The sequence below is a fragment of the Brevundimonas sp. genome (genome assembly GCF_051860745.1).
Taxonomy (GTDB): Bacteria; Pseudomonadota; Alphaproteobacteria; order Caulobacterales; family Caulobacteraceae; genus Brevundimonas.
The window spans coordinates 1-25,973 of the sequence record NZ_JBHYDN010000020.1 but is presented as its reverse complement, the minus strand read 5'-3'; the positions used below and the strand labels follow the sequence as shown (position 1 = coordinate 25,973).

Annotated in this window: 25 protein-coding genes; 14 read left to right on the top strand and 11 right to left on the bottom strand. The window is 69.5% G+C overall.

Annotated elements, in window-relative coordinates:
• Window positions 1-3: 3 nt before the first annotated feature.
• Entirely contained in the window at window positions 4-1,305 is a 1,302-nt protein-coding gene (locus tag ACTIEW_RS14855; protein WP_439478677.1) for an MFS transporter, read from the bottom strand.
• 122 nt (window positions 1,306-1,427) lie between these two features.
• On the opposite strand from ACTIEW_RS14855, the gene ACTIEW_RS14850 reads away from it, so the two are divergent.
• From ACTIEW_RS14850 to ACTIEW_RS14840, 3 genes are all read left to right on the top strand, one after another.
• Window positions 1,428-2,744, top strand: coding sequence for an amidohydrolase (locus tag ACTIEW_RS14850; protein ID WP_439478676.1), 1,317 nt, complete (start codon window positions 1,428-1,430; stop codon window positions 2,742-2,744).
• 3 nt (window positions 2,745-2,747) lie between these two features.
• Window positions 2,748-2,945 carry a hypothetical protein gene (locus ACTIEW_RS14845; protein ID WP_439478675.1) on the top strand — a complete coding sequence of 66 codons (198 nt, stop codon included), beginning with the start codon at window positions 2,748-2,750 and terminating at the stop codon, window positions 2,943-2,945.
• 84 nt (window positions 2,946-3,029) lie between these two features.
• Window positions 3,030-3,167: a hypothetical protein gene (locus ACTIEW_RS14840; protein ID WP_439478674.1), complete on the top strand. Its 138-nt coding sequence runs from the start codon at window positions 3,030-3,032 to the stop codon at window positions 3,165-3,167.
• Window positions 3,168-3,406: 239 nt separating this feature from the next.
• On the opposite strand, the gene dapE is transcribed toward ACTIEW_RS14840, so the two are convergent.
• A complete protein-coding gene (gene dapE, locus ACTIEW_RS14835; RefSeq protein ID WP_439478673.1) occupies window positions 3,407-4,603 on the bottom strand; it encodes a succinyl-diaminopimelate desuccinylase in 1,197 nt (398 codons plus the stop codon).
• Between the two features lie 48 nt (window positions 4,604-4,651).
• Here dapE and ACTIEW_RS14830 point away from each other — a divergent pair, with 48 nt between their 5' ends.
• Both ACTIEW_RS14830 and ACTIEW_RS14825 read left to right on the top strand, forming a co-directional pair.
• Window positions 4,652-5,122, top strand: a complete 471-nt coding sequence (locus ACTIEW_RS14830; RefSeq protein WP_439478672.1) for a cupin domain-containing protein — start codon at window positions 4,652-4,654, stop codon at window positions 5,120-5,122.
• Window positions 5,119-6,402 (top strand): MFS transporter, encoded by a 1,284-nt coding sequence (locus tag ACTIEW_RS14825; RefSeq protein WP_439478671.1) that lies wholly within the window; start codon window positions 5,119-5,121, stop codon window positions 6,400-6,402. The genes ACTIEW_RS14830 and ACTIEW_RS14825 overlap by 4 nt, the downstream gene beginning before the upstream one ends.
• Window positions 6,403-6,411: 9 nt before the next feature.
• Here the strand turns inward: ACTIEW_RS14825 and ACTIEW_RS14820 are convergent, their stop codons facing one another.
• A complete protein-coding gene (locus tag ACTIEW_RS14820) occupies window positions 6,412-7,440 on the bottom strand; it encodes a 2'-deoxycytidine 5'-triphosphate deaminase (protein ID WP_439478670.1) in 1,029 nt (342 codons plus the stop codon).
• Between the two features lie 93 nt (window positions 7,441-7,533).
• Here ACTIEW_RS14820 and apaG point away from each other — a divergent pair, with 93 nt between their 5' ends.
• Entirely contained in the window at window positions 7,534-7,941 is a 408-nt protein-coding gene (apaG, locus tag ACTIEW_RS14815; RefSeq protein WP_439478669.1) for a Co2+/Mg2+ efflux protein ApaG, read from the top strand.
• Between the two features lie 411 nt (window positions 7,942-8,352).
• On the opposite strand, the gene gcrA is transcribed toward apaG, so the two are convergent.
• On the bottom strand, window positions 8,353-8,862 hold the full coding sequence (gcrA, locus tag ACTIEW_RS14810; protein WP_439478668.1) for a cell cycle sigma 70 cofactor GcrA: 510 nt from the start codon (window positions 8,860-8,862) through the stop codon (window positions 8,353-8,355).
• Between the two features lie 300 nt (window positions 8,863-9,162).
• On the opposite strand from gcrA, the gene ACTIEW_RS14805 reads away from it, so the two are divergent.
• The 4 genes from ACTIEW_RS14805 (at window position 9,163) to argF (ending at window position 13,155) form a co-directional block, all read left to right on the top strand.
• On the top strand, window positions 9,163-9,990 hold the full coding sequence (locus tag ACTIEW_RS14805) for an ABC transporter permease (RefSeq protein WP_439478667.1): 828 nt from the start codon (window positions 9,163-9,165) through the stop codon (window positions 9,988-9,990).
• Window positions 9,991-10,056: 66 nt separating this feature from the next.
• Complete coding sequence (locus ACTIEW_RS14800) at window positions 10,057-10,953, top strand: M28 family metallopeptidase (protein WP_439478666.1); 897 nt, start codon at window positions 10,057-10,059, stop codon at window positions 10,951-10,953.
• 109 nt (window positions 10,954-11,062) lie between these two features.
• Window positions 11,063-12,241: an aspartate aminotransferase family protein gene (locus ACTIEW_RS14795; protein WP_439478693.1), complete on the top strand. Its 1,179-nt coding sequence runs from the start codon at window positions 11,063-11,065 to the stop codon at window positions 12,239-12,241.
• The gene (argF, locus tag ACTIEW_RS14790) at window positions 12,241-13,155 is read left to right on the top strand and encodes an ornithine carbamoyltransferase (protein ID WP_439478665.1); all 915 of its coding nucleotides are present in this window, start codon (window positions 12,241-12,243) and stop codon (window positions 13,153-13,155) included. The genes ACTIEW_RS14795 and argF overlap by 1 nt, the downstream gene beginning before the upstream one ends.
• Window positions 13,156-13,226: 71 nt before the next feature.
• On the opposite strand, the gene ACTIEW_RS14785 is transcribed toward argF, so the two are convergent.
• Both ACTIEW_RS14785 and ACTIEW_RS14780 read right to left on the bottom strand, forming a co-directional pair.
• A complete protein-coding gene (locus ACTIEW_RS14785; RefSeq protein ID WP_439478664.1) occupies window positions 13,227-13,733 on the bottom strand; it encodes a pyridoxamine 5'-phosphate oxidase family protein in 507 nt (168 codons plus the stop codon).
• Between the two features lie 71 nt (window positions 13,734-13,804).
• Window positions 13,805-14,011 (bottom strand): hypothetical protein, encoded by a 207-nt coding sequence (locus tag ACTIEW_RS14780; protein ID WP_439478663.1) that lies wholly within the window; start codon window positions 14,009-14,011, stop codon window positions 13,805-13,807.
• Window positions 14,012-14,230: 219 nt separating this feature from the next.
• On the opposite strand from ACTIEW_RS14780, the gene ACTIEW_RS14775 reads away from it, so the two are divergent.
• From ACTIEW_RS14775 to ACTIEW_RS14765, 3 genes are all read left to right on the top strand, one after another.
• Window positions 14,231-17,068: an SEL1-like repeat protein gene (locus tag ACTIEW_RS14775; protein WP_439478662.1), complete on the top strand. Its 2,838-nt coding sequence runs from the start codon at window positions 14,231-14,233 to the stop codon at window positions 17,066-17,068.
• Window positions 17,069-17,191: 123 nt separating this feature from the next.
• Window positions 17,192-18,115, top strand: a complete 924-nt coding sequence (locus ACTIEW_RS14770; protein ID WP_439478661.1) for a sulfite exporter TauE/SafE family protein — start codon at window positions 17,192-17,194, stop codon at window positions 18,113-18,115.
• Window positions 18,112-18,921 (top strand): TIGR02186 family protein, encoded by an 810-nt coding sequence (locus ACTIEW_RS14765; protein ID WP_439478660.1) that lies wholly within the window; start codon window positions 18,112-18,114, stop codon window positions 18,919-18,921. Before ACTIEW_RS14770 ends, ACTIEW_RS14765 begins: the two co-directional genes overlap by 4 nt.
• Window positions 18,922-19,005: 84 nt before the next feature.
• Here the strand turns inward: ACTIEW_RS14765 and ACTIEW_RS14760 are convergent, their stop codons facing one another.
• The 5 genes from ACTIEW_RS14760 to ACTIEW_RS14740 form a co-directional block, all read right to left on the bottom strand.
• The gene (locus tag ACTIEW_RS14760) at window positions 19,006-19,227 is read right to left on the bottom strand and encodes a hypothetical protein (RefSeq protein ID WP_439478659.1); all 222 of its coding nucleotides are present in this window, start codon (window positions 19,225-19,227) and stop codon (window positions 19,006-19,008) included.
• A gap of 159 nt (window positions 19,228-19,386) precedes the next feature.
• Window positions 19,387-20,493, bottom strand: coding sequence for a histidinol-phosphate transaminase (gene hisC / locus ACTIEW_RS14755; RefSeq protein ID WP_439478658.1), 1,107 nt, complete (start codon window positions 20,491-20,493; stop codon window positions 19,387-19,389).
• Window positions 20,494-20,501: 8 nt separating this feature from the next.
• The gene (locus ACTIEW_RS14750) at window positions 20,502-21,197 is read right to left on the bottom strand and encodes a hypothetical protein (RefSeq protein WP_439478657.1); all 696 of its coding nucleotides are present in this window, start codon (window positions 21,195-21,197) and stop codon (window positions 20,502-20,504) included.
• Window positions 21,197-22,237, bottom strand: a complete 1,041-nt coding sequence (locus tag ACTIEW_RS14745) for a DUF2125 domain-containing protein (protein WP_439478656.1) — start codon at window positions 22,235-22,237, stop codon at window positions 21,197-21,199. Before ACTIEW_RS14745 ends, ACTIEW_RS14750 begins: the two co-directional genes overlap by 1 nt.
• A gap of 11 nt (window positions 22,238-22,248) precedes the next feature.
• On the bottom strand, window positions 22,249-25,080 hold the full coding sequence (locus ACTIEW_RS14740) for an ATP-dependent DNA helicase (protein WP_439478692.1): 2,832 nt from the start codon (window positions 25,078-25,080) through the stop codon (window positions 22,249-22,251).
• A gap of 184 nt (window positions 25,081-25,264) precedes the next feature.
• Here ACTIEW_RS14740 and ACTIEW_RS14735 point away from each other — a divergent pair.
• Window positions 25,265-25,973, top strand: a 709-nt coding sequence (locus tag ACTIEW_RS14735; RefSeq protein WP_439478691.1) for a DEAD/DEAH box helicase, incomplete at its 3' end; no start/stop codon positions are given.

The following is a 25,973-nucleotide window of genomic DNA, read 5'->3' as shown; positions in this document are numbered from 1 at the left end:
CGATCAGCGATTGCCTTCGGGACCAGGCTGCGATGCGGGCGGCGTCTCGGGCGAGGGCGTCTCGTCGCGGTCCGGCAGATCCGGCGGACCGGAGCGCAGTCGCGGATTGATGAAACACAGGGCGGTCGCGGCGGCCAGCAGTAAGGCGTTGGCGATGAAGGGCGCCGGCTCGGCCAGCTCGTACAGGGCGACGCCGATCACCGGCGGAGCGAGGAAGCTGAGTCCGGCCAGCGACATCATCAGGCCGGCGATCGCCCCCTGTTCGTGCGGACCGACTGACAGCGACGAACCGGCCGTGAAGCCGGGCCGGGCGAAGCCGACGCCCATGGAAACCACGGCATAGCCGACAACGACCCCGTAGTAGCCCGGAGCGGCGATGCTCATTAGATTACCGACCAGGGCCAGGGCCGCGCCCCAGCGCATCAGGTCGGCGGGCTGCAGCTTCAGCAGCGGGATCAGTCCCCACTGGGCCATGAGGGTGGCGGCGGCGCCCGCCAGCATGGCGATGCCGATGAAGGGCTGGGCGTCGCGCACCGCGATGCCCGTCGCCGACAACTCGTCGATGATGTGAAAACCCAGCACCGAGATATTGGCCGCCTGGGCCCCGGTGACGAACAGGCCGTAGAGCAGATAGCCGCGCACGCGCGGGTCCTTCCACAGCCCCTTGCCGGCGTCGCCCTGCCGCCCGCTGGCCGAGGGGGTGCGCGCGACCTCGCCGCTGGGCAGTTTGCGCCAGACCACGAACAGCACCACGGCCCCGAACAGGGCGAAGGCGTACATGGGGCCCGCCAGACCGATCAGCGGCAGGACGAAAAAGGGCGCCAGCGCCGGGCCGATCACCGTGCCCAGCCCCTGCGCCGAGGCCAGCAGCGACATGGCCTGGGTGCGCTGTTCCGGCGTCGTGCGGTCGGCGACATAGGCCTGGGAGGCGATCGGGGCGGCCGAGCCGAAGACGCCATAGACGGTGCGCGCCACCCCCATCAGGACGAAGGCCAGCCCGGCGCTGAGCCACTGTTCCAGCCCCGAGGTCGCGGCCAGGCCGAAGCCGCCCATCGAGACGACGAACCCGGCCAGGCCGATCATCATGACCCGCTTGCGGCCCAGGGTGTCGGACAACCGCGCCCAGAAGGGCGAGGCGACGGCCCACATCAGGGCCGAGATGGCGAAGGCCCCGGCCACCAGCGTGTCGGAAAGCTGGAACTCGCGGCCAATGGCGGGCAGCACCGACTGGAGCGCCATGTTTCCGGCCGCCGCGATCAGGCTGACGGAGAACAGAATGGCGAAGGCGGGAGAGCGCAGGTTCACCCGTGCAGACTAGGCCCGCTGATGTCCGCCGTCACCTGAAGCATACCCTCTGTGCGCTTCAACCCTTGCATCCGGTCCCCCCGTCCGCGCACGGTGGCGGTTCTCGGACACTGGGGACCGCCATGACCATCCGCCGCCTGCTCGCCGTCTCCACCCTGTCGCTGGCGTTGTCCGCCGGCCTTGCCCGCGCACAGACCGGACCCGTCGCCCTGGAACGGATCGAGGCGGCGGTGACGGCAGAAATGCCGAAGGTCGTCGCCTGGCGTCGCGACCTGCACGCCAACCCCGAACTGGGCTTCGCCGAGACCCGCACCGCCGCCCTTGTGGCGGAGCACCTGCGCGCGCTCGGGATGGAGGTCCGCACCGGGGTGGGCAAGACCGGCGTGGTCGGGGTGCTGCGCGGCGGACGACCTGGCGGGGTGGTGGCGCTGAGGGCCGATATGGACGCCCTGCCGGTGCTGGAGGCCACGGGCCTGCCGTTCGCCTCGACGGCGACCGGGACCTATATGGGCAACACCGTGCCGGTGGCCCACGCCTGCGGCCACGACGCCCATGTCGCCATGCTGATGGGCGCCGCCGGGGTGCTGGCGGGCATGCGCGAGGACATTCCCGGGACCATCGTCTTCATCTTCCAGCCCGCCGAGGAGGGCGCGCCTCCGGGAGAGCCCAAGGGCGGCGCCATGCTGATGATCGAGGAAGGGGCGCTGGCCAATCCGCGGCCCGAGGCGATCTTCGGCCTGCACGTCGTGCCGGGACGGCCGGGGACGTTGTTCTATCGTCCGCGCGGCTTCATGGCGGCTTCGGACCGGGTCGACATCACCCTGCACGGCCGCCAGACCCACGGGGCCTGGCCGTGGAAGGGCGTCGACGTCATCGCAACGGCGGCCCAGATCGTCCAGACCATCAACACCCTGACGGCGCGGACCATCGATCCGACCACCACGCCGACGGTCTTCACAATCGCCACCCTCGATGCGGGCGTCCGCTACAATATCATCCCGGACCAGGCGGTGCTGTCCGGCACCCTGCGCACCTTCGACATCGCCCAGCGCGACGACCTGGTGGCCCGCACCCGGATCGCCATCGACAATGTCGCCGAGACCTATGGCGCGACGGCGGAATTCTCGGTGCGCCAGAACGCGGCCCTGGTGTTCAATAACGAGGAACTGTCGGCCTGGCTGGCCCCGGTGCTGACCGAGGCGGCGGGCGAGGGCAACGTCAATCCGGCCACGCCGCCGACCACCGTGGCCGAGGACTTCAGCTATCTGTCGCAGGAGGTGCCCGGGGTCTTCTACCACCTCGGCGGATCGAAGGACGGGGTCGATCCCAACACCTCGCCGCCGAACCATTCGCCGGGCTTCGACGTCAATGAGGCGGTCCTGCCGGTCGGGGTGCGGGCCCATGTGCTGAGCGCCCTCCGGTTTCTGGAGCGCGACTAGGCCGTGGCCGACAGCGAACTGGAGCAGCTGAAAGCACGCCGGGTGACCGCCCTCTATCGCCTCGACCTGATCGGCAAGGGCGCGCAGCTCACCTATGACGATGGCACGGCGGTCGACATGAAGTCCGAGCGGGCCCGGCTCGAGGACATGGTTGCGGACCTCGACCGGCGGATCGCCAGGCTTGAGACGACGGTCCACTAACGGCGGCGGGGCGCGGCAACCACGTTTCTCAACCCCTCAGCAAGAAGGGCGGTGCATCCTTCCGTGGTCATACAGGAGAGGGTCATGAGCAATCTGCCCGTTCAACTGCCGCCGATGACGCTGGAACGCCGGGGTGGAAAGCTCCGTGAGCTGTTCTATTTTCTCGTGGCCTTCGGAGCGATGTTCGGAGCCGCCCTGCTGGGCCTGAACCTGCTGTCCTGATCGCGGTCGATGTCGGTGTGTCGCTTGTCATCCCGGACTGCGCGAAGCGCTGATCCGGGACCGCGACCGCCTCTCTGAGCGCCCCCGGAAATCGCCTTCGATTATCCGGGGGACAGGTGGCCATAGGTCCCAGCCGCACCCGTCTCCCGGATAGCTGCTGACGCAGCTTCCGGGAGGAGAAGGTCTCTGGCCGTGCGTCCCGGCTCTCGCTTCGCTTCGGCCGGGATGACAAGGGGCTGCTAAACCCGCGCGAAATAGGTCCGGATCACCGTGCGATAGACCTCTGCCAGGGCCTCGATCTCGGCCACCGGCGCGCGCTCGTCGATCTGGTGCATGGTCTGGCCGACAAGGCCCAGCTCCAGCACCGGACACATGGCGCGGATGAAGCGGGCGTCCGAGGTGCCGCCGGTAGTCGACGCCTCGGGGCGATGGCCGGTGGCGGCCTCGACCGCGTCCTGTACAGCGGTGACGAACGGACCCGGTTCGGTCAGGAAGGCATTGCCCGAGCACAGATGCTTCAGCGAAACCTGCAGTCCCGAGGCGGCCTGGGCCTCGCCCGCCATGGCGTTCAGCCAGGCGATCAGCTCGTCGCCGGTGTGGCTCGGATTGAAGCGGATATTCAGTCGCGCCTTCGCCTCGGCCGGGATGATGTTGGTGGCCGGATTGCCGATGTCGATGGTCGTGATCTCAAGGTTCGACGGCGGGAACTCGGGGTAACCTTGGTCGAGGACATGGGCGTCCAGCCGGGCCAGCAGCTTCGCCATCACCGGCGCCGGATTGGCGGCGCGGTCGGGATAGGCGACGTGTCCCTGCCTGCCCTGGACGGTGATCCAGGTGTTCAGCGAGCCGCGGCGACCGACCTTGATCATGTCGCCCAGCACCTGGGACGACGACGGCTCGCCGACGACGCAGGCGTCGATGACCTCGGCCTCGGCCATCAGGGTTTCGACCACCCGTTTTGTGCCGTGCAGGGCCGGGCCTTCCTCGTCGCCGGTGATCAGGAAGGACAGGCTGCCGGGAACCTCGCCCTCGGCAAGCACCCGCGAGACCGCAGCCACCCAGGCCGCGATGCCGCCCTTCATGTCCACCGCGCCGCGACCGTAGAGGACGCCGTCCTTCACCTCGGCCTCGAACGGGCCGGCGGACCAGGCCTCGGTCGAACCGGTCGGCACCACATCGGTATGCCCGGCGAAACAGAGGTTCGGCGAGGCAGTGCCGAGTCGGGCATACAGGTTCTCGATGAAATGCTGATCGCCCACCGCTTCGCTACTTGAGGCGGGGCCGAACCTCATCCGGCGGCAGTGGAAGCCGAGCCCGGTCAGGGCGCGTTCCAGCACATCCATCGCCCCCTCGTCGGCGGGGGTGACGGAGGGTCTGCGGATCAGGTCGCGGGTCAGGGCGACAGGATCGATAACGGGAGTTGATGCGACGCTCATATGGCTGTGCTTTACGGGGTTCGGACGACTGCGAGAAGGCGCCATCCCATGCCGAAGATCGACATCGACAACGCTCCCACCGGACACGGCACCGGCTATCCCGAAGAATTCGCCGGCCCCTGCAAGCCGCGCCGCCGCTGGCGGCTGGGCGACGCGGTCGGGCTGGACCAGTTCGGGGTCAATCTGCTGCGCCTGCCCGCCGGGGCCTGGTCGAGCCAGAGGCACTGGCACGAGAGCGAGGACGAGTTCGTCTGGGTGCTGGAGGGCGAGGTGGTTCTGGTCGAGGATGATAGCGAGACCGTGCTGCGCGCCGGCGACTGCGCGGGCTGGAAGGCGGGCGTGCCCAACGGCCATGTGCTGCAGAACCGGTCCGGGGCAGAGGTCGTTCTGCTGGAGGTCGGCACGCGCACCCCGGGCGGCGACGCGGGCGACTATCCCGATATCGACATGCAGTTCCGGCAGGGCGGCTATTTCCACCGCGACGGGACCCCGTATCCGAAAGCCGACCGGCGCACGTGACCGAAACGATTGAGACGACCGAACCGGTCCAGCCCCCGCCGCCGCCTGAGGGGCCGACCAGCCCCTGGGCCATTCGCGATTTCCGCCTGCTGTGGGTCGGGCGGGTGGCGGCGGTGCTGGGCATCCAGATCCAGTCGTCGGCCCTGCTGTGGCAGGTCTATGAGATCGCGCGTCGTGACCACCCGATCGCCGAGGCCAGCCTGTATCTGGGGCTGGTGGGCCTGTGCCAGTTCCTGCCGCTGCTGGCCCTGACCCTGCCGGCCGGCGCCCTGGCCGACCGGCGCGACCGCAAGAACACCGTCACTCTCTCGGTCATGGTCGAGGGAGGATGTGCGCTCGCCTTCCTGTTCATGGCGCTGCACGGCGCGCCGCCCCTCTGGGGCCTGCTGGCCGTGGCCGCCGTGTTCGGCGCGGCGCGCGCCTTCCTCGCCCCGGCCAGCCAGGCCTTCCTGCCGATGGTGGTCGGACGCCGCGCCCTGCCGCCGGCCATCGCCGCCCAGTCCATCGCCTTCCAGACCGGCGCCATCGCCGGCCCGGCCCTCGGCGGCCTGATCGTCGGCTTCTCCATCCCTCTCGCCTATGCCTCCGCCCTGGCCATGTTCGCGGTCGGCATAGGCAGCCTCCTGCTCATCCGCACCAGCGGCAGGCCCGCGCCGTCCCCAACGCGGGTCTCGACTGTCGATCAAGTCAAGGAGGGGCTGGCCTATGTCTGGAACACCAGGATCGTGCTCGGCGCCATTTCGCTGGATCTGATCGTGGTGCTGTTGGCCGGCGTCGCCCTGCTGACCCCCATCTTCGCCCGCGACATCCTCCACGTCGGGGCCATCGGCTTCGGCCTGCTGCGCGCCTCCTTCGGCGCCGGCGCCCTGCTGGTGGCCCTGTATCTCAGCCGTTTCCCGATCGTGAAGCACGCCGGCAAATGGATGTTCGCCTCGGTGGCCCTGTTCGGCGTCTGCACCCTGACCTTCGGCCTGTCGACCAGCGTCTGGCTGTCCGGCGCCGTCCTCTTCTTCGGCGGCGGCGCCGACATGATCAGCGTCAACATCCGCCAGACCCTGATCCAGCTCTCGACGCCCGATCACATGCGCGGCCGGGTCAGCTCGGTCTCCATGCTGTTCATCGGCGCCTCCAACGAACTGGGCGAGGCCTATTCCGGCGTGGCGGTCCGCTTCCTCGGCCCCATCGGCGCTGCGGTGTTCGGGGGCATAGGCGCCCTGACGGCGACGGGTCTGTGGGCGCGGTGGTTCCCGGACCTGCGGAAGGCCGACCGGCTGGAGTGAGCCCTCAGCTCACCACGGCTTGAAGTGTTTGCTCAGCTTCAGCCCCTGCCGCTGGTAGTGGCTGCCGCCTTCGCCATAGAGGCGGGTCGGGCGTTCCGTGAGCGGCTCATAGACCAGCCGGGCGACGATCTGGCCGTGCTCCAGCAGGAAGGGCGTGTCATGGGTGCGGACCTCAAGCACGCCCTTGGAGCCTGCGCCGTGCGCCTCGTCCGTGCCGAAGCCGGGATCGAAGAAGCCCGCGTAATGCACCCGGAACTCGCCCACCGACGGGTCGATCGGCGTCATCTCGGCGGCCTGGTCGACGGGGATTTCCACGTCGTCGCTGGAGGCCAGGATGTAGAATTCGCCCGGATCGAGCAGCAGCTCGCCGCGACGCAGGGTCAGGGGCTCCCAGAAGTCGCGCGGGTCGTGACCGTCGATATTGTCCAGATCGACCACCCCGGCGTGGCGCCGTCCGCGGAAGCCGACCACGGCCCCGTCGCCGCCCTGCAGCTCGACGCCGACGCTGCGGGTCTCCAGCTTGGGCGGTTCGCCGGCCTTGAGCCGCAACTGGTTCAGCCGCGTCCCCGGCCGCACCAGGATGGGGAAGGTCTGGGGCGAGATTTCCAGATACAGGGCGCCCTCATAGCCCTCGGCCACATCATCGAAACTGGCGCCGCGATCGGTCAGCAGGCGGACGAAGACATCGACCCGGCCGGTTGAACTCTTGGGATTGGCCCGGGCGATCAGCCCCTTGGGCAGGCTCAGCCGCTCCTGCAGCCGGGCGATATAGACGCAGCCGCGCTCCAGCACGACGCCGCCCGACAGGTCGATCCGATGCATGGATACATCGGCGATCCGGTCCTCAACGGTGCGCCGGCCCGGCAGGAAGGAGGCGCGGACGCGCCAGGCCTGATCGGACAGGCGCAGGTCCAGACTGGCCGGCTGGACCTGATCGGCGTCGAAAGGGGTGTCCGAAGCGATCGCGCCGCCGGCGATCAGGGCCTCGATGGACTGGCAGGGCAGGATGCCCGGAATCGCGTGTTCGTATGACTGCATACGTCCGGCTTACACGATTTTTCGCCGCGTCTCCCCTCCCGCGAGGGGCAAGGCCGCGCTTGACGTCGGGCCGCGTTCCGCGACCATGGGCGGATGCACGATACCCGCGCCTATGAAGCCGAAACGGACGGGATCGTGGTCCGCGTGCGGCCCAGCTATCTGGCCGGCCAGTCCGATCCGGACGGCGGTCGCTGGGTTTGGGCCTATCAGGTCGAGATCGTCAATCTGACGGGCGTGTCCGTGCAGCTTATGGCGCGCCGCTGGGTCATCACCGACGCACGCGGTCATGTCGAGGAGGTGCGTGGGCCGGGCGTGATCGGCGAACAGCCGACGATTCTGCCGGGCGAAAGCTATTCTTACGCCTCGGGCTGTCCGCTGGGTACGGCCTCGGGCTCCATGGTGGGCGGATATTCCATGACGGACGCCACCGGGCGCACCTTCGAGGCGGCTATCCCGGCCTTTAGCCTCGACGTGCCGGGCGACCGGCGGGTGCTGAACTGAGTGGTCGGTGGTTGGTGGTTAGTGGCTGGCCGGCGTTGTGCGATGGCGCGGTCCGCGCCGCCCTTCCGCGGGCAGAGAAGCGGCAATCACTAACCACCAACCACCAACCACCAATCACCTGACAGCCGGACGAGAATAATCGTTGATCCCGCCAAGCGGGTGAGGGGCTGCGTCAACCCGGAAAAGCGCAGCCCCGCCCCAGTACTCGAGTCCCCGTGCGGGTGGGGTCTCGAGGCGGAGGGCGGCTCTCTAGGAGCCGTTCATGACAGCCGTATGGCCGAATTGGTTAATGAGCGGTGATGCGATCGCCGCCGAAGCGGCGACCGCCCTCGAGACGGCGACCGCGCTCAAGCAGCGAGCGACCGGTCGTCATCCCGGCGAAAGCCGGGACGCGAGCGTTAGCGCCCCATCTTAAATGTAGCGCCGCAGCGAGCGGGCCAGATCGGTGGCGCCACCGCGCTTGACCTGGGGCTGATAGGCGACGCGGGCGTGTTCGATGCAATAGACGCCTTCCGAGGCGCGGCGGCCGCAGAAGCTGAACTCGGTCGAGGACGGATCGCCGATCGGCCATTTGCACATATGGGCGCCCAGGGTCATCACCGTGGCGGTGCCGGGCAGGTCGGGCATGGGGGCCGGAACCGAGGCGGCGGCCGCGACGCGCGGCTGTACGGCCTCGATGCGGCGCGGGGCCGACGGCGCCTGGGTCGGCTGGGCCGGACGCGGACGAGCGGGGCGGAAGGTGGCCCGCGCCGGCTGCGACGGGGCGGCCCGGCCCGACAGGCCGAGGCGGTGAACCTTGCCGATGACGGCGTTGCGGGTGACGCCGCCGCCCAGCTGTTTGGCGATCTGGCTGGCCGACTGGCCTTCCAGCCAGAGCTTCTTCAGCGCGCCGACGCGGTCTTCTGTCCAGCCTGCGGTCATAGCCAACCCTCCGGGTCTCGGATTCAATATATGGGGTCCAGACCTCCCTCCGGGGGCCTCGACCTACCACTAATCGTAAACGAGGCACTAACAGACGCAAGATGTGCGAATCAGTCCGTCCACAGGAACCAGATGTAGGGATGGTTAACGGCGGGATGAGGGAACAGGGATGAGGGATGAGGGCGGCGGCTGCGAGGCCGGGCCGCGAAAGCCCTCCGACATTGCTCATCTCATCCCTCGTCCCTCGTCCCTCGTCCCTCGCCACTTGCATCCGACCGCTCCCCGCCGCATCTGCCCCCCATGACCGATCTCGCCTCGACCCGCCCGTCCGGCCTGCCACAACCGCGCAGCTATGCCGGCGTCAACTGGATCGGGGTCCAGACCCTGTACCTGCGCGAGGTGCGGCGGTTCTGGAAGGTCGGCGCCCAGACGGTGGCCGGGCCGGTGGTGACCACCCTGCTCTACATGCTGGTGTTCGTTGTGGCCCTTCAGGGCACGCGCCCGCCGCTGCACGGCACGCCCTTCGCCGAATTCGTGGCGCCGGGCCTGATCATGATGGCCATGCTCAACAACGCCTTCGCCAACGCCTCCTCCAGCCTGATCCAGGCCAAGGTGATGAATACGGCGACTGACTTCCTGACCCCGCCGCTCAGCCCGCTGGAGCTGACCGTCGGCTTTTCCCTCGGGGCCGCGACGCGGGGTCTGGTGGTCGGGATCGTGACGGCGATCTGCGTCATGCCCTTCGCCCGGCTTGAGGTCGCGAACCTGGGCTTGATCCTGTGGTTCGGCCTGCTGGCCTGTCTGATCATGGGGATGCTGGGCGTCTTCGCCGGCCTCTGGGCGCAGAAATTCGACCAGCTGGCCGCGGTGCAGAATTTCGTCATCATGCCGATGACCTTCCTGAGCGGCACCTTCTACCTCGTCGAGAACCTGCCCGAGCCGTTCGCGACCATCAGCCATTTCAACCCCTTCTTCTATCTGATCGACGGCTTCCGGGCCGGCTTCATCGGCGTGGAGAACGCCGAAGGGAATTTACTGATCGGGGCGGTCATGAGCGGGATCCTGACCCTGGTCATGGCCTGGGCCTGCTGGGCGGTGTTCAGGTCGGGCTGGCGGCTCAAGACCTGACTCAGAAGTAAGATGCGCGCCGGCGCCGCTCGCGCTAGCCATGGCGCCTCGTCTCAAGGGGGTTCCATGCTCTTCCGTTCGCTCGCCGCCGCCGCGGCCCTTCTCGCCGTCTGCACGCCGGTCGCCGCCCAGGACCTCGACCTGCGCGCCCAGGTCGCCGCCTACGTCCAGCCGAGCAACGTCGCCCGCGCGATCCAGGCGGCCGCGCAGCTGAGAGCAGCCGGCTTCGACCCTGTGATGGAAGACTTCATGGGCGGGCGGCGGGACAGGCCGCTCGCCGGCCGCAACATCGTCGCCACCATCGGCGACGGCCCGCGCGAAATCCTGCTGACCGCCCACTATGACGCCGTCGAACTCGAGCCCGGTCGTCTGTCCCACGGCGTGGTCGACAACGCGGCCTCCGTCGTGGCGGTGATCGAGGCGGCGAAGATCCTGCGCGGCAAGGCGCTCAACCACCGCATCCGCATCATCCTGTTCGACCAGGAGGAGCTGGGCCTGATCGGCGCGCGCAAATGGATCGAGGCGCACGGCCTGACGAACGTCGCCGCCGTCGTGAACTCCGATGTCGCCGGCTATGGCGACACGATGATGTACGGCCAGAACAACGGCCCGCAATCCGCCTTCGTCACCCGCGCGGTGCAGGAGCTGTGCGCCGAGCGCGCCATGCAGTGCGTCGGCTATCCGGTCTATCCGCCCTCCGATGACCGCGCCTTCTCCGCCGCCGGCGCGCCCGTGGTCTCGCTGGGCTTCCAGGACCAGGTCGGCGCTCACCAGATGTGGCTGGCCTTCAACGGCGGCGAGGCCAACGGCCTGGCTGAAGGCTTCGTGCCCCAGGTCTTCCGCCTGATCCACTCGGCCGAGGACACCATGGAGCATGTCGATCCGGCGACGGTCGCGCTCGCCGGCGAGGTCTATGCGGCGGTGGTTGAGCGGCTGGATCGCCAACTGGCCGGTGTTGACTAACACCGCCCTCCGGCCGACAAGGCCTGACCCTTATTCCAGCGGTCCCGGCGCTCTCCAGCGACGGGGCCGTCTCGCTTTTGGAGGTCTGCCCGTGTCCAGTGAACATCTGATGGGTGTCTATAACCGTGCTCCGCTCGAGGTGGATCGTGGTCAGGGCGCGCGTCTTTGGGCGACGGACGGGACCGAATACCTCGACTGCGTCATGGGCATTTCGACCAACGCCCTGGGTCACGCCAATCCGATCCTCGTCCAGGCGGTCAAGGATCAGGCCGAAAAGCTGTGGCACGTCTCCAACATCTTCAAGATTCCGGGGCAGGAAGCCTTGGCCGACGCGCTCTGCGAGAAGTCGTTCGCCGACGTGGTCTTCTTCACCAACTCGGGCACCGAGGCCGTCGAATGCGCACTGAAGACGGCGCGCAGGTATCACTCGACCAACGGCCAGGCCGAGCGGATCGACATCTATGGTTTCGACGGCTCGTTCCACGGCCGGACCTACGGCGCCATCAACGCCGCCGCCAACCCCAGCTACACCAACGGTTTCGGCCCGCCGATGGAAGGCTTCCACCAGCTGGTGTGGGGCGATAGGGACGCGCTTGAGGCGGCGTTCCGCAGCCCGACCACGGCCGCCATCATCCTCGAGCCGGTGCAGGGCGAGGGCGGCTGTCGCGCCACCCCCGACGAAGACCTGCGCTGGATGCGCCAGATGGCCGACGAGAACGGCGTCCTGATCATCTTCGACGAAGTCCAGTGCGGTATGGGTCGGACCGGCAAGCTGTGGGCCCATGAATGGGCCGGCATGACGCCCGACATCATGGCCATCGCCAAGGCCCTCGGCGGCGGCTTCCCGGTCGGCGCCTGTCTGGCCACTGCCCGGGCCGCAACCGGGATGACCGTCGGCGTGCACGGTTCGACCTTCGGCGGCAACCCGCTGGCCATGGCCGTCGGCGGCGCGGCCTTCGGCGAGATCTCGAAGGCGGAGACCCTGGCCCATGTCAACGAGATCGCCGGCTATCTGAAGCAGCAACTGCACGGCCTGGCCCAGCGCTTCCCCGATGTGATCGTGGACGTGCGCGGCAAGGGTCTGTTGCTCGGCGTTAAATTGGTCCCCAACAACCGCGAATTCATGGGCTGGGCCCGCGACGAGCAGCAGTTTCTGGTCGCCGGCGGTGGCGACAACTGCGTGCGCATCCTGCCGCCGCTGAACCTGACGCTGGAAGAGGCCCGCGAGGCCATCGCCCGCTTTGAGCGGACCTGCGAGGGCGCGCGGGCAAAGCTGGCCGCGGCCTGATGGTCCGCCACTTTCTCGACATCCACCGGCTCGAAGCCGAGGACCTGCGCGCCATCCTCGATGACGCCCACGCCCGCAAACGCGATCGTCTGGGCTGGCCCAGGGGGCGGGCCGACGCCGATGCACCGGCGAAGGATCGCGTACTGGCGATGATCTTCGAGAAGAACTCAACCCGCACCCGCTTCAGCTTTGACGCCGCCATCCGCCAGCTGGGCGGTGCGTCCATCATCGCCAACGCCGGCGACATGCAGCTGGGCCGCGGCGAGCCGGTCGAGGATACGGCCCGCGTCCTGTCGCGCATGGTCGACGCCGTGATGATCCGCGCCAACAGCCACGAGGACGTCGAACGCTTCGCCCGGGTCGCGACCGTGCCGGTGATCAACGGCCTGACTGACCGCTCCCACCCGTGCCAGATCCTGGCGGACATCATGACCATCGAGGAGCATCGCGGGCCCATCGCGGGCAAGACGATCGCGTGGGTCGGGGACGGCAACAACGTCTGCCACAGCTTCATGCACGCCGCGCCGAAGCTGGGCTTCCACCTGAATGTCGCCTGCCCGGCGGACTATCATCCGGACCTGCATGACCTCGCCAGGGGCGGCAACCATGTCACCCTCACAGCCGATCCGCGCGAGGCCGTGGTCGGCGCCGACGTGGTCGTCACCGACACCTGGGTGTCGATGGGCGACGGCGACTATGAGGCGCGGCTGGAAGCCTTCGAGGGCTATGGCGTAAACAACGCCCTGATGGGCCAGGCCAACACCGACGCGGTCTTCCTGCACTGCCTGCCCGCCCACCGCGGCGAGGAAGTCACCGACGCCGTGATCGACGGTCCGAGATCGCTGGTCTGGGACGAGGCCGAAAACCGCATCCACGCCCAGAAGGCGGTGTTGGCCTGGTGTTTCGCAGGATAGGCGGTCGGCAACAGGCAGCAGGCAGCAGGGATTGATCCCGCTTTTACTGCCTGGGCCTAACCCCTACTGCCTCATTGCAGGTTCACGTCCACCACCCCGCCGGCGTCCGGCAGGGTCTTGGTCAGATTGGCCTTGGCGATCTCGTAGAGGAACCGCACCGGCCCCTGTTTGGCGATCCAGATGCGGCCGTCGTCAGCGTCGAAGCGCAGCAGGGTCAGGTGCGGGTCGTCCTTGCCCTCCGGGTACCAGGCGGCGAGGATCGGGTTCCAGTGCTTGTCGATCAGGTCCGGATTGCGCGGGCTGACAGACAGAGTGCCGTGGATGCAGGCCCAGACCTCCTGGTCCTTCGAACCATAGGTGAACATAGCCGACTGGTCGGGGAGGGCCGCATCCTTCGCCAGATCCGTGTCGTCGCGGGTGAAGAACCAGATCGTGCCGGTCTCCGCCTCACGGAAGGCGGTCATCGGCTGGCTGTGGTAGCCGGGCTGGTCGAGACCCAGCATGCCGGTGTTGGACGTCTTGAGGTGGTCCCAGAACTCTTTTTCGGCGTCAGGGGCGGTGAGAGTCTTGTCGCCCATGGGTGCGTCTCCTGATCGTGGGGGTGGGTCAGGAATGGCCGGGAGCCGGACGGGTTCCGGCGGGGCGTCGCCTAGTAGGGCCGCTGCGGCACGCCCATCAGGGTCCCGAGGTGGATCACGAGGACGAGGATCGCGGCGCCCGACAGCAGCATGATGAAGCGCCACGGGATCATGCGCACGCCACGCGTCAGGTCCCAAGGCCGCGACCCCCGCCAGCCCGCGAAGACCGCCAGGGCGAGGGCGGCCACGAGCAGGGCAAGAGTCAGGATCAGGCTCATCCGCGCGAGGTGGTCCGTCGAGGGTCCCGGCGCAAGGGCGAATTCGTTGCCGGGACGTTAATCTTCATGCGTCGTTAACCACGTCGGCGCGAGATATTCATTGGGTCAGGACGCTTTCCACAGGAAGTTGGGGATACCGCTACATCTTGGGGTTAACCACGCGTTTACACCCATCATCTTGGCGTCTAGCGTTCGACAGGTAGGTCGGGAGGCGAATCAGTGAGCGCAGCCGCGCCGTGGAGCGTGAAGGGCATTGAGCCCAAGGCGCGCGAGATCGCCAAGGACCTCGCCCGTCGCTCCGGCATGACGCTGGGCGAGTGGCTGAACACCATCATCATGGAAGATGGCGATGATGACGAAGGCGGCTTTACGCCCCTGTCGCGTCGCCCCCATGCCGCCGACAGCATTGATCGCCGCGGGCGCAGCCGCCGCGTCGACGACGCCTATGGCGTTGGCGATGACCAACTCCAGCGCCTCGGGGCCTCGATCGACGCCATCGCCGCCCGGCTGGAAGCTGCGGAGCGCCGCTCGACCATCGCGATCCAGGGGGTTGATCAGGCCGTCTCCGGTCTGGTGCGCCGGCTGGAGGGGCAGGACCAGTCCGGCAAGGCCTGGGCACGCCGCATTGACGATATCGCCGAGGAGCTGCGCGAAGGGCACAAACGCCTGCGCCGTTTCGAGCAGGAGGTCGGGCCCCAGACGGCCGAGACCTTCGGCAAGGTCGAGACCACCATGGGCGCCTTGGCGGGCCGCCTCTATGACATCGAGGAGCGCCAGCGTTCGGGCGTCAACGAACTGCGCCAGCGGATGGACGCCGTCGAGAAGGTCGCCGGTCCCGGCGTGGGGTCGGACCTGCTGGCCCAGGTCGGGCAGCGGCTGGACCAGGCCCAGGGCCGCACCGCCGAGGCCTTGCGCAATCTGCAGACCTCGTTCGCCGGCCTGGACCAGCGCCTGCGCGCAGCCGAATCCCGGACCGAGCCCGAGGGAGTCCGCGAGGCCGCCCGGTTCGAAAAACTGGCCGAGACCCTGAGCCGTCAGGTTGAGGGCAACCGCGCCGAGATGATGCGGCGGCTCGACACCGCCGAATCCGAAGGCCGAATGGACCGCATCGAACGCGCGGTGCTGGCCATCGGCGACCAGGTCAAGACGTCCGAGGAACGTTCCGCCAAGGCTGTCGAGACCATGGGCCGCGAGGTCCTGCGCATCGCCCAGAATCTGAACGGCCGGGTCCAGTCGATCGAAACCGAAACCCCGGTCCGCTTCGAGCAGCTGAGCCGCAAGGTCGAGACGGACATGGGCCGGTTCGCCCAGGGCGTCGAGCAGCGGCTGATCGCGACCGACGACCGCCACGCCCTGGCTCTGGAGAAGCTGGGCAGCGAGATCACCCGTATTTCCGACCGGCTGAGCGAACGCATCGCCCAGTCCGAGCGGCGCTCGCAGCAGGCGCTCGACGACATCGGTCGCCGCCTGGCCGACAGTTCCGCCCGTATCGAGCAAGGCTATGACCGGGCGTCCGGCGAACTGGCCGAGCGCATGCGGATGTCGGAAGAGCGCACCGCGGCCCTGATCTCCGAGGCGCGAGGCAATATCGAGCGCCGCGCCGAACCGGCGGCGCCCGCGCCCGCCCCGGACTCCGACTGGCGGGCCGCCGCCTTCCCCGACGCCGCCTTCCCCGACGCGCCGTTCTCTGACGCCGTCTTTGACGATCCGATCTATGCCGAACAGCAGGCCTGGTCCGCCGATCTGGCGCCGCCCGAGCCGACGCCCGAGGCCTTCAGTCCTGTCGTTCCCGCCGACGAGGTCCTGAGCGCCGACTCCATCTTCGACGCCGTCATACGCGGTCCACGCGTGGATGAGGCGCCCGTGGCGACGCCGATGATCGCTCCGGCTCCCTTCGGCAGCCGTCCCGGCGGGACGTCGCTGGCCGAGGAAGTCGGTCCTCCGCCGCAGATTCCGGCCTTCACGCCGCCCCCGTTCAACGCCGCTTCCCGGGCCGCGCCGGTTCAGGCTCCACCGGCGCCGACGGCCTTCGGCCAAGGCTTCGGCGGCGCCGACGTCTCGGACGCGCTGGAGGCGACCGCCCCCGGCAAGCCCGGCGGCGTCCTCGACGGCGGGCATGACGATTTCGAGGGCGAGACGGATTTCGTCGACCCCCGCGCCCTGCGCGCGGCGGCGGCCCAGGGTCGCGCCTCATCCACACGCCAGACCATCGACGCCGCTCGGGCCGCCATGGCGGCCCCGGTTGCCGAAGCGCCTGCCCGCTCGGGCTTCGGCCTGAAACGCGGCGGCAAGTCCCGCCTGCAGGAGCGACTGGACAAGCAGGCGTCGAAGGATGGCGGCACGGTCCGCAAGGCGCTGGGCGCCTCGGCCATAGCGGTCCTGCTGACTGCGGGCGGCGCCTATGCGACGGGGCAGCTGACCGGCTCGGGTCTGAATATCCCCGGCTTTCCGGGCGCTGAACCGGCAGCCCCGATCGCGGCGCTCGCCGTCTTGCCGACCAAGGCCACGCCCGCTGATCTGGCGCGGGGCGAGGACCTGTATCAACAGGCGACCGCCCAGCTCGATGCGGACGACGCCGGTGGGGTCGAGCTGTTGAAGCAGGCCGCCGCCACCGGATACGCGCCAGCCCAGCTGCATCTGGCCGGCCTCTATCAGGACGGCGACAAGGGTCTGACGGTCAATCTGTCGGAAGCCCGGGTCTGGGCGCGCCGCGCGGCGGACGGGGGCGACGCCCGCGGGATGCACGCTTACGGCATGTATCTGTTCGACGGCGTCGGCGGGGACCAGAACCGGGGCGAGGCGCTGGACTGGCTGAAGCGTGCGGCGGAGCTCGGTCTGGTCGACAGCCAGTTCAACGTCGCCAAACTCTATGAGACCGGTGACCAGGGCATCCAGCCTGACCTCACCGAAGCCTACAAATGGTACCTGATCGCGGCGCGCGCCGGCGATGGCGACGCCCAGTCAGCGGTCGAACGTCTGCGGGCCACGGTGCCGGCCGCCGTCCGCGGCAAGGCCCGGACAGAGGCCGAGCAGTTTGCGGTCGAACCGCTCGCCTGAGGCGGGACACCAAGCCTTTCTGGCGCATCCGGTGGCGGGGACCGCCGGGTGGGTCTAGGACAACCAGACTTCCGTCGTCGCCTTTCCGGCGCCTAGCTTCAGTTCCAGCCGAAGGCGCGTCCTTTGGATATCTATCTGCCGATCGCCGAGGTTTCGGTGAACTGGCCGCTCCTGGTTCTGCTGGGCGCGACGGTCGGATTCGTGTCCGGACTGTTCGGGATCGGCGGCGGCTTCCTGATGGCTCCGATTCTGATCTTCATGGGCATTCCGCCGTCGGTGGCGGTGGCCAGCCAGGCCAGCCATGTCGTCGCCTCCTCGACCTCGGGCGTGATCAGCTACAGCAGCCAGAAGGCGGTCGACTATCGCATCGGCGGTGTCATGGCTTTCGGCGGCGTCGTCGGAGCGCTGCTGGGCGTTGAGCTGTTCCGCTATCTGCGCCTGCTTGGCCAGGCCGATATGGCGGTGGCGGTCTCCTACCTCCTCTTCCTCGGCGCCATCGGCACCCTGATGCTCTACGAGAGCCTCGGCCAGATCCTGCGTCGGGTGCGCGGCGAGGTCACGCCGCACAAGGAGCGCCGCAGGCCGCTGTGGCTCTACGGCCTGCCGCTGAAGATGCGCTTCCCCCGTTCGGGCCTCTACATCAGCGCCATTCCGCCGTTCGCCCTCGGCGCCTTCGCCGGGGTGTTGTCGGCCATCATGGGGGTCGGCGGCGGCTTCATCCTGGTGCCGGCCATGCTCTATGTGCTGCGCATGAAGGCCGGGGTGGTGGTGGGGACCAGCCTGTTCCAGATCATCATCGTCACGGCCATGACCACCATCCTCCAGGCCGGCCGCAACCAGACCGTCGACATCGTCCTGTCCACCTTGTTGCTCGTGGGCGGTGTTGTGGGGGCCCAGTACGGCGCGCGGTTGTCGGGCCGGTTCCGGCCGGACGTGCTGCGGGCGGTGCTGGGGCTGATTGTCCTGCTCGTCGGCATCCAGATGGGGCTGGAGTTGTTCGTGCGACCGTCCGACCTTTTCGCCTTCGCGCCGGGGGTGCCGGAATGATGCAGGCCCTTCCCCCGCCGCCTCCGGCCATCGCCGCGCCCGCGCCGGAACGCTCCGTCGGCACCGTCGGCCAGGTCCGTGTCGCCGCAGCCATGACCGATGCCCGGGTCATGATCGACTCCAGTTTCCGTGGAGCCTCCATCGTCCTGTACGGCGCCGTCTTCAATCCGACCGACCGACCGGCCGATGTGGTGGTGGTGGTGCGCGGTCCGGACGGGCCGGTGCGCCTGGTCAAGAAGACCCGAAGCATGGGCTTCTGGCTCAACAGCCGGCCGGTTCTGTTCGAGGGTGCGCCGGGCTTCTACATGACGGCTTCAACCCGGCCGCTGTCCGACATCGCCGACTTCGGTCAGCTGCGCCGCCTTGGCGTGGGGGTTGATCACCTGAGGATCAATGCGCCGCAGGAAAGCCGCACGGTCACCCGCTATGGCGTACGCGATGTCGTCGTGAGCCGGCTGGGCGAGGACTATCTGGATTACCGCCGCGCCGTCATCCGGTTGCGCGAGGCGGCGGCGCTGTACAATACGGACCCGGACGGGGTGGAGTTCGTCGACACCGGCCTGTTCCGCGCCGAGCTGGAGCTGCCCGCCGTCGCCCCCACCGGTCAGTATTTCGCCGAGGTCTGGCTGTTCCAGGACGGCGAGCCGGTGTCGGTCTCGAATCTGACCCTGACCGTCGAAAAGGTCGGCATCGAGCGCGACCTCTATGAGTTCGCCCATCGCCGGCCGTGGAGCTACGGGCTGCTATGCGTGCTGCTGGCGGCGTTCACCGGCTGGGCGGCGAGCCGGCTGTTCAGGCGCAGCTAACGGCGCATCGCCGGTTAGTCGGTGGGCAACGAAAAAGGCCCCCCGCAGATGCGGAGGGCCCCTTCACATGGAGATGCCGAAATCTCAGTCGCTTTCGCTGTCGTCGATGACTTCATTGTAGAACAGGACGGCGCCAACGACGGCGATGATGGCGATCAGCGGGAGCGGGACGGCGGCGAGTTCGCTCGACTCACCGGCCTGGGCGCCGACGCGGTCACCCACGCGGGCGGAGGCTTCGGTGGAGGCGGCGGCCTGACCGGCAACCAGCAACAGACCGGCGACGGTCGCGGCGATAATCTTCTTCATTGTGTGTCCCCTCGGAAAGTCCAAGCAGCTATCTAACGACGCAAGCTTGGCAAGGCAAGTCCGTGTGCGTGTCCTGCCGGCAACAACTCGGGGGTGAAAGCAAGCCTCAAGCGCGCCTCTGGCGAGAAATTTAGTCAGGAGACCAAGCCGGATGGTGGGTCACCCGGCCGCCGCGAACTCGCTCAGTGCGTCGATGACGGCCCGGTTCTGGTCCTCGGTCCCGACGGTGATCCGCAGGCAGTCAGGCAGGCCGTAGCCGCCGACAGGGCGGACGATGATACCCTTCGAGTTCAGATAGTCGTTGGCCGCCGCGGCGTTGCGTTTCTCATCGGGGAAGCGGACCAGGACGAAGTTCCCCGCCGAGGGGAAGACGTCGAAACCGAAGCCCTTGATGGCTTGGGTCAGGCGCGGTCGCCAGCTGTGGACGAGATCGCGCGAGGCCTTCTGGTGGGCCTCATCGCCCAGGGCGGCGACCGCGGCCTCGATGCCGGGGACCGAGACATTGAACGGCAGGCGGATGCGATCGACCGCTTCGGCCACCTTCAGGGGCGCATAGCCGAAGCCGATGCGCAGGCCGCCCAGTCCGTGAATTTTGGAGAAGGTGCGCGTCACGACGATGTTGGCGTTGTCGCGGGCGAGGGGGAAGCTCGTCTCCCAGTCGGGCTCGGCGACAAACTCGGCATAGGCCTCATCGACGACCAGCAGGACGTGCGGCGGCAGGGCCTCGTGCAGGCGGCGGATTTCCTCGGCGGTGTTGTAGCTGCCGGTCGGGTTGGACGGACTGGAGACATAGACGATGCGGGTGCGCTCATCGACCTGTTCCAGCAGGGCGTCCACCTCGGCCTTGAAGCCTGGCTCGGGCGCCAGTTTCACCTCGGCCTGATTGGCCAGGGCGCTGATACGATAGGCGAGGAAGCCGTACTGGCCGCTGACGATGTTGTCGCCCGACATCAGATAGGTCTGGTTCAGCAGGGCGAAGACCTCGTCCGAGCCGTTGCCGAAGATCAGCCGCTCAGGCTCCAGCCCGTGGTGTTCCGCCACCGCGCCGCGCAGTTTCGCCGCGCGGCCGTCGGGGTACATGTGGATGTGGTCCATGGCGGCGGCATAGGCCGCGCGGGCCTTCTCGCCGGCGCCCAGGGCGTTCTCGTTGGACGACAGCTTCATCGGCTCGGCCACGCCCTCGATGCGCGACTTGCCGCCGACATAGGGGGCGATGTCGAGGATCCCGGGCTTGGGCGTCGGAACGGCTTGGGGGGCGTCGGTCATGGGCGCTTTCAGAACAGGGGGGCGGCGCCGATGACGCCGGAGAGGCTGCCGGGCTCGGATGCAAGCCGCCCGTCCTCGGCCTGCACATAGCCCGCGAGCATGAAAAGCTTCAAGCCGCCCGCCGCGATCAGCGGGCTGGCGGCGAGGCCGGCGTCGCCCAGGGTCTCGACGATACGGGCGTCGGAGGCCTTGCTGTCGGTGGCCCAGAAGGTGCGATCGTCCCGCGTCGGACCGGGCTCTGTCCGCTGAACCATCAGGGCCCGCGGCAGGCTGTGGCGGTCGTCGGGCATGGCGGCGATCACTCGCAGCGCCGGCTCGGCCAGCAGACGGCCCCACCATGCCTTGCCCGGCGTCAGGTCCAGCAAGGCGCGCGCGCCGTCGCGGACGGCGGCCAGGGCCTGCTCCGGTTCGGCGGCGGTGCGGGCGGCCAGGCCGAAGCGGTCGGCTGCGAGGGTCTGGCTGGCGGGGCCCCAGACGACCAGCGGCGCGCCGGTCGCCGCGTCGATCCGGCCCAGCACGGCTTGAACCGCGGCGGTTGCAGCGGGCGACAGGCCGGTCAGCAGTTCGCGCAGGGCGATGGCGTCGGCGTCCGGAGTCGGACGGGGGCCGGCGACGATCCTCAGGCGCACGGCCTCGGCCACGGCCCAATCCAGCGCCAGCCGCCCGGCGTCGGCTTCCGGTTCGACCAAGGGCTTGGGGGGCATCAGAACAGCCGCGGCGCCGGGGCCAGGGCGAAGGGGCCCAGCCAGGTGCGGCCGTCGCGAAACTGCACGACCAGATCCACTGGGCGCTCGCCCGAGGCCGCCGTGGCCGCCGCCGCGCCCGCCGCGCCCAGGCGGTTGACGGCGCCCGAGCGTGATCGGGCGAGACCGGCGATGGCGGCCATCGGCTGTTCGGCGGTCAGGGCCAGTGACCCCTCGAGCCGCCCGTCGCTGCCAGCCGCCAGCGATTCGCTGGAGATGACGGCGGTGCTGTCCCCGGCCTTCAATCGACCCCGGACGGCGGTGAACCGCCCGCCCGCGGCGGTCCAGGCGGCGAAGACCCCGGCGGCGTCCATGCCCCGCAGCCGGCTGGCTTCGACGATTGTCGCCTCGACATCGGCGCTGAGCCGGCCCTGACGCGTCGCGCCCTCGACCGGCCCCCCCGGACGCCCGCGTGCGTCGACGAGGCGGAACAGCACATCCAGCTCATCGGTCGAGGCCTGGCCGGCGGTCAGATGCGGCCGGGTCTCCAGCTGGATCCGTTCCGCCGAGACGATAGGAAACGGTTCGGCGTCGTCAAGCGCCGTGAAGGTCGGGCGGATCATCTCGGCCCTCAGATCGGGAAAGCGTTCGCGCAGATGGCTGATGCTGAAGCGCAGGCCGTCCCCGCCCACCGCGACCCGGCCCTTGTCCGCGCGGGTCAGAGTCAGGCCATCGGGGGCGACAACCACCCAGTGGTCGGGGTTCCAGGTGCTAGCCTCGGCGACCAGCTCGGGCGCCGCGACGCCGTGGCCGGACGGAGCCCGGATATCGGCCTGCGGCATCGACACCCGTGCCCGGAACGGCCATCCGGTGGTGGTCACCGGCGCATGGGTGATGGTCCAGCCGTCCTGCCGCAGGACCTCGACCTGGGCCGCCAGCCGGGTCTCGGTCTGGTCGGTCAGCCAGAACCACCAGCCGGTCCAGGCGGCCAGCAGCAGGCCGACGATCACGAAGGGTGCGGCAAGGCCGCGGCGAGGGTGGCGGGGGGTGCTGGCGGTCATTGAGGCACCGTCTAGTCCGCCTTGAGGAACGCGCCAACCTGTTCGACCGCTTCGGCCAGACCCATCCGCTGAACCTCCGTGCCCGGCGGCAGGCTGGCGAACAGCCGGGTCGGGGCGGCGGCGTCCAGCATGACGAAGACGCCCTTGTCGTCGGCGCGGCGGATCAGCCGGCCGAAGGCCTGGGCCATTTTGGCGCGAGCGAGCGCGTCGTCGAAATTGCGCCCGCCGGCGCCCTCGCCGCCGAAGCGCAGGCGGCGCGCCTTGTGCAGCAGGTCGGGGCGCGGCCACGGCACGCGGTCGAAGGCGAGGATGCGCAAGCTGCGGCCCGGCACGTCGACGCCGTCCCGCACGGCGTCGGTCCCCAGCAGACAGCTGTCCTGTTCGGCGCGGAAGACGTCGACCAGCGCCCCCACCTCCAGCGGATCGACGTGCTGGGCGTAGAGCGGGATGCCCGCCTTCGCGAGGTCGGGACCCAGCCGTTCATAGACCGCCTTCAGGCGGCGAATGGCGGTGAACAGGCCCAGACCGCCGCCGCCCGCCGCGAGGAAGAGCTCGCGCATGGCCGACGCCGTCTGGCGCGTGTCGTCCTTGATCAGATCATTGACGACGATGACCCGGCTGTTGACTGCATAGTCGAACGGGCTTTCGACCTTCAACGTCCGGGCCGGTTCGATCAGGCGTGCCGAGCCGGTGCGCAGCCGGGCCATGTCGAAGGGATCGTCCGAGTTCGGATCCGACAGGGTGGCGCTGGTCACCAGCACGCCGTGGGCCGGCATGATGACCGCAGCCTCGAGCGGCACGGTCGGGTCGATCCAGTGGCGGCGCAGGGCGACGTCCATGATCCGGCCGAAGGCGGCCTCGGCCGAGAGCCAGTCGAGGAAGTCGGGGTCCGGCTCGTCGGACCAGACCTCCAGCGCGGCCAGCATCGAGCGCCAGCCGGGCAGGGTCATGCGGGCGCGGCGGTCGAGGCCGCGCAGGGCGCCCTCGATCCGGGCCCGCGAGGCCCCGTCCAGTTCGGAAGCCTCGTCGTCGAGAATGTCTTCCAGATGCCGCGACAGGGCCAGCAGCGGCGCCTCGACGGCGGCCAGGGCCTGGGCGGCCTCGCGCGCGGCTTCCAGCACCGGTTCGGTGACCGGGCGCAGCGAACACTCCATGCCGAATTCGACGCCGCTGCCCGAGGCGTTCTCACTGGTCCGTGCACGGAGCTGTTCCAGCGCGGCGAGCAGGAACCGCTCAATCGGCCCGACGGGATTGACCTCGCCCGAGGCCGGGGCGATGCGGCCCGACACGCCCTCGCCGGGCAGCTGGGCGGCGGCGCGGACGGCGTCCTGAAGCGCCTTGGTCGCCGCCTCATTGTCGGCGCACAGGTCGCCCAGCCGCTGTTCCAGCCCACGCCCGCGCCGGCCGCGACCTTCGGGTCCGCGCAACCAGCGTCGCAGTTCGGCGGCCTCCTGACCCGACAGGCAGGCCGAAAAGGCGCTGTCCGCCGCGTCAAACAGATGGTGGCCCTCGTCGAAGACGATGCGCTTCAGCGCGGCCGTCTCTCCGTCCTGCTTCAGCCCGCGCGCCGAGCGGGCGCCGTCGAAGGCGGCCTGGGTCATGACGAGGGCGTGGTTGGCGACGACGAGGTCGGCCCGGCGGCTGGCGCGGATGGTCTTCTCGACGAAACAGGTGCGGTAGTGGGGGCAGGCGGCGTGGACGCATTCGCCGCGCCGGTCGACCAGATTGGCGGCGCTGGCCTGATGGCTCGGCCCCGTCGCGAACAAGCCGGGCAGCCAGCCCGGATAGTCGCCGCCGGTCATGTCGCCGTCGCGGCTGTGCATGGCCCAGCGGCTGGCCAGGGCCATGCCGATCAGGTCGCCGTTCCCCAGCTGGGCGGCCTGCACCATCTCCTGCAGGTTCAGCAGGCACAGGTAGTTTTCACGCCCCTTGCGGACGACGGTCTTCTTCCTGCGCTCGACGGGGTCGGGCCACAGGGCCGCGCTCTCGCGGTCGATCTGGCGCTGCAGGGCGCGGGTGTAGGTCGAGACCCAGGCCGCCCCCTGATTGCGCTCGGCCCACAGGCTGGCGGGCGCCAGATAGCCGAGCGTCTTGCCCGTGCCGGTCCCGGCCTCGGCCAGCAAGACGCGGGGGCGGCCTTCCTCATTGCGCGGCGAGAAGGCGAAGGCGGCCTCGGCGGCATAGTCGGACTGGGTCGGTCGGGTCTCGTCGAGACCCGAGGCCTGAAGCAGTTTCTCCAGACGGATACGGGCGGACTCCGAATCGACCGGGGCCGACCCCGCTTCGCCCCGAGGCGCCTCGTCCTCCCATTCCGCCAGGCGCGACCAGACGTCCAGCCCGCTGCCGCGATGGTTGCGGTCGCGGACGGGATGGTGCTGGAGGGCGCCCGAGACCCGCCACGCCCACGACCAGCCGGCGCGGCCCAGGGTCTCCACCAGGGTAAAGGCGTCCTCGCGATTGGGGTAGGCGGGATCGGCCAGTTCCTTGAGCAGGCCCGAGGCGGCGTCCATCAGGGCCTGGGCCTGGGCCTCGGCGCCTTTCGGCTCGCTCATCCCCATAGCGAGGGCCAGGCCGCTGGGCGAGGGGGCGCAGAAGCGGGCGGGCCGGACGAAGGCGAACAGCTCCAGCACGTCCAGCAGTTCGGCCGAGCGCGGCGGCGGCGCGATGCCGAGCCGGCGGGCGGTCAGACTGGCGTGGGCGACCATGACGGGGGCGGTGGTGAAGGCCCCCTCGGCCGCGCCCCGCCCGATCCGGCGCGGCCCGCCGGCGTCGCAGATCGCGCCCGCCCCCGGCGGAATGGCGAGCGCCGGCGGCAGGGCCAGCCACGGCTCGGCGCTGGTCAGGGCGGAGGCGGAGGTGAGGGAGTCGAGGGACACGACCGATAGATAGCCGTTCGTGAGGTGAAACGGAACGGGAACATGCTATAGGCGCGATGTGACGCCGCCGCCCGCTCCTGCAACGCTTTCGCCCCTCTTCGCCGACTGGTTCGCGTCGCGCGGCTGGTCGCCGCGACGGCACCAGCTGGAGATGATCGCGGCGGCCGAGGCCGGTTCGCACGCCTTGCTGGTGGCGCCGACCGGGGGCGGCAAGACGCTGGCGGGGTTTCTGCCGTCGCTGGTCGAGCTGGCGGCGCGCGGGCCGAGGCCGGAGTTCGGGCCGGGCAGCGGGGTCCACACCCTCTATCTGTCGCCGCTGAAAGCCCTGACCACCGACGTCGAGCGCAACCTGATGACGCCGATCCGCGAGATCGGGCTGAACATCCATGTCGAGAGCCGGACCGGCGATACGAAGCAATCCAAGAAGCAGCGGCAGCGCGAGAACCCGCCGGACATCCTGCTGACCACCCCCGAACAGCTGGCCCTGTTCTGCGCCTGGGACGGGGCGCGGGCGTATTTCGCCGATCTGAAATGTGTGGTGCTGGACGAGGTGCACGCGATCTGGAGCGGCAAGCGGGGGGATCTGCTGTCGCTGGGGCTGGGGCGATTGCAACAGTTCGCGCCGGGCATGCGGCGGGTGGCGTTGAGCGCGACCGTGGACGACCCGGAGATGATCGCGGACTGGCTTGGGCCGGGTATTCCTCCCCCACCGGGGGAGGGGGACCGCGAAGCGGTGGAGGGGGCCGGGGGGGGGGGGGCCCCCCCCCGGGGGCCCCCCCCCCCCCCCCCGGGGGGGGGGGCGCCCCCCGCCCGGTCGGCGGGGGGGGGCGCGGCCCCCCGGGGGGGGGGGGGCGCCGCCG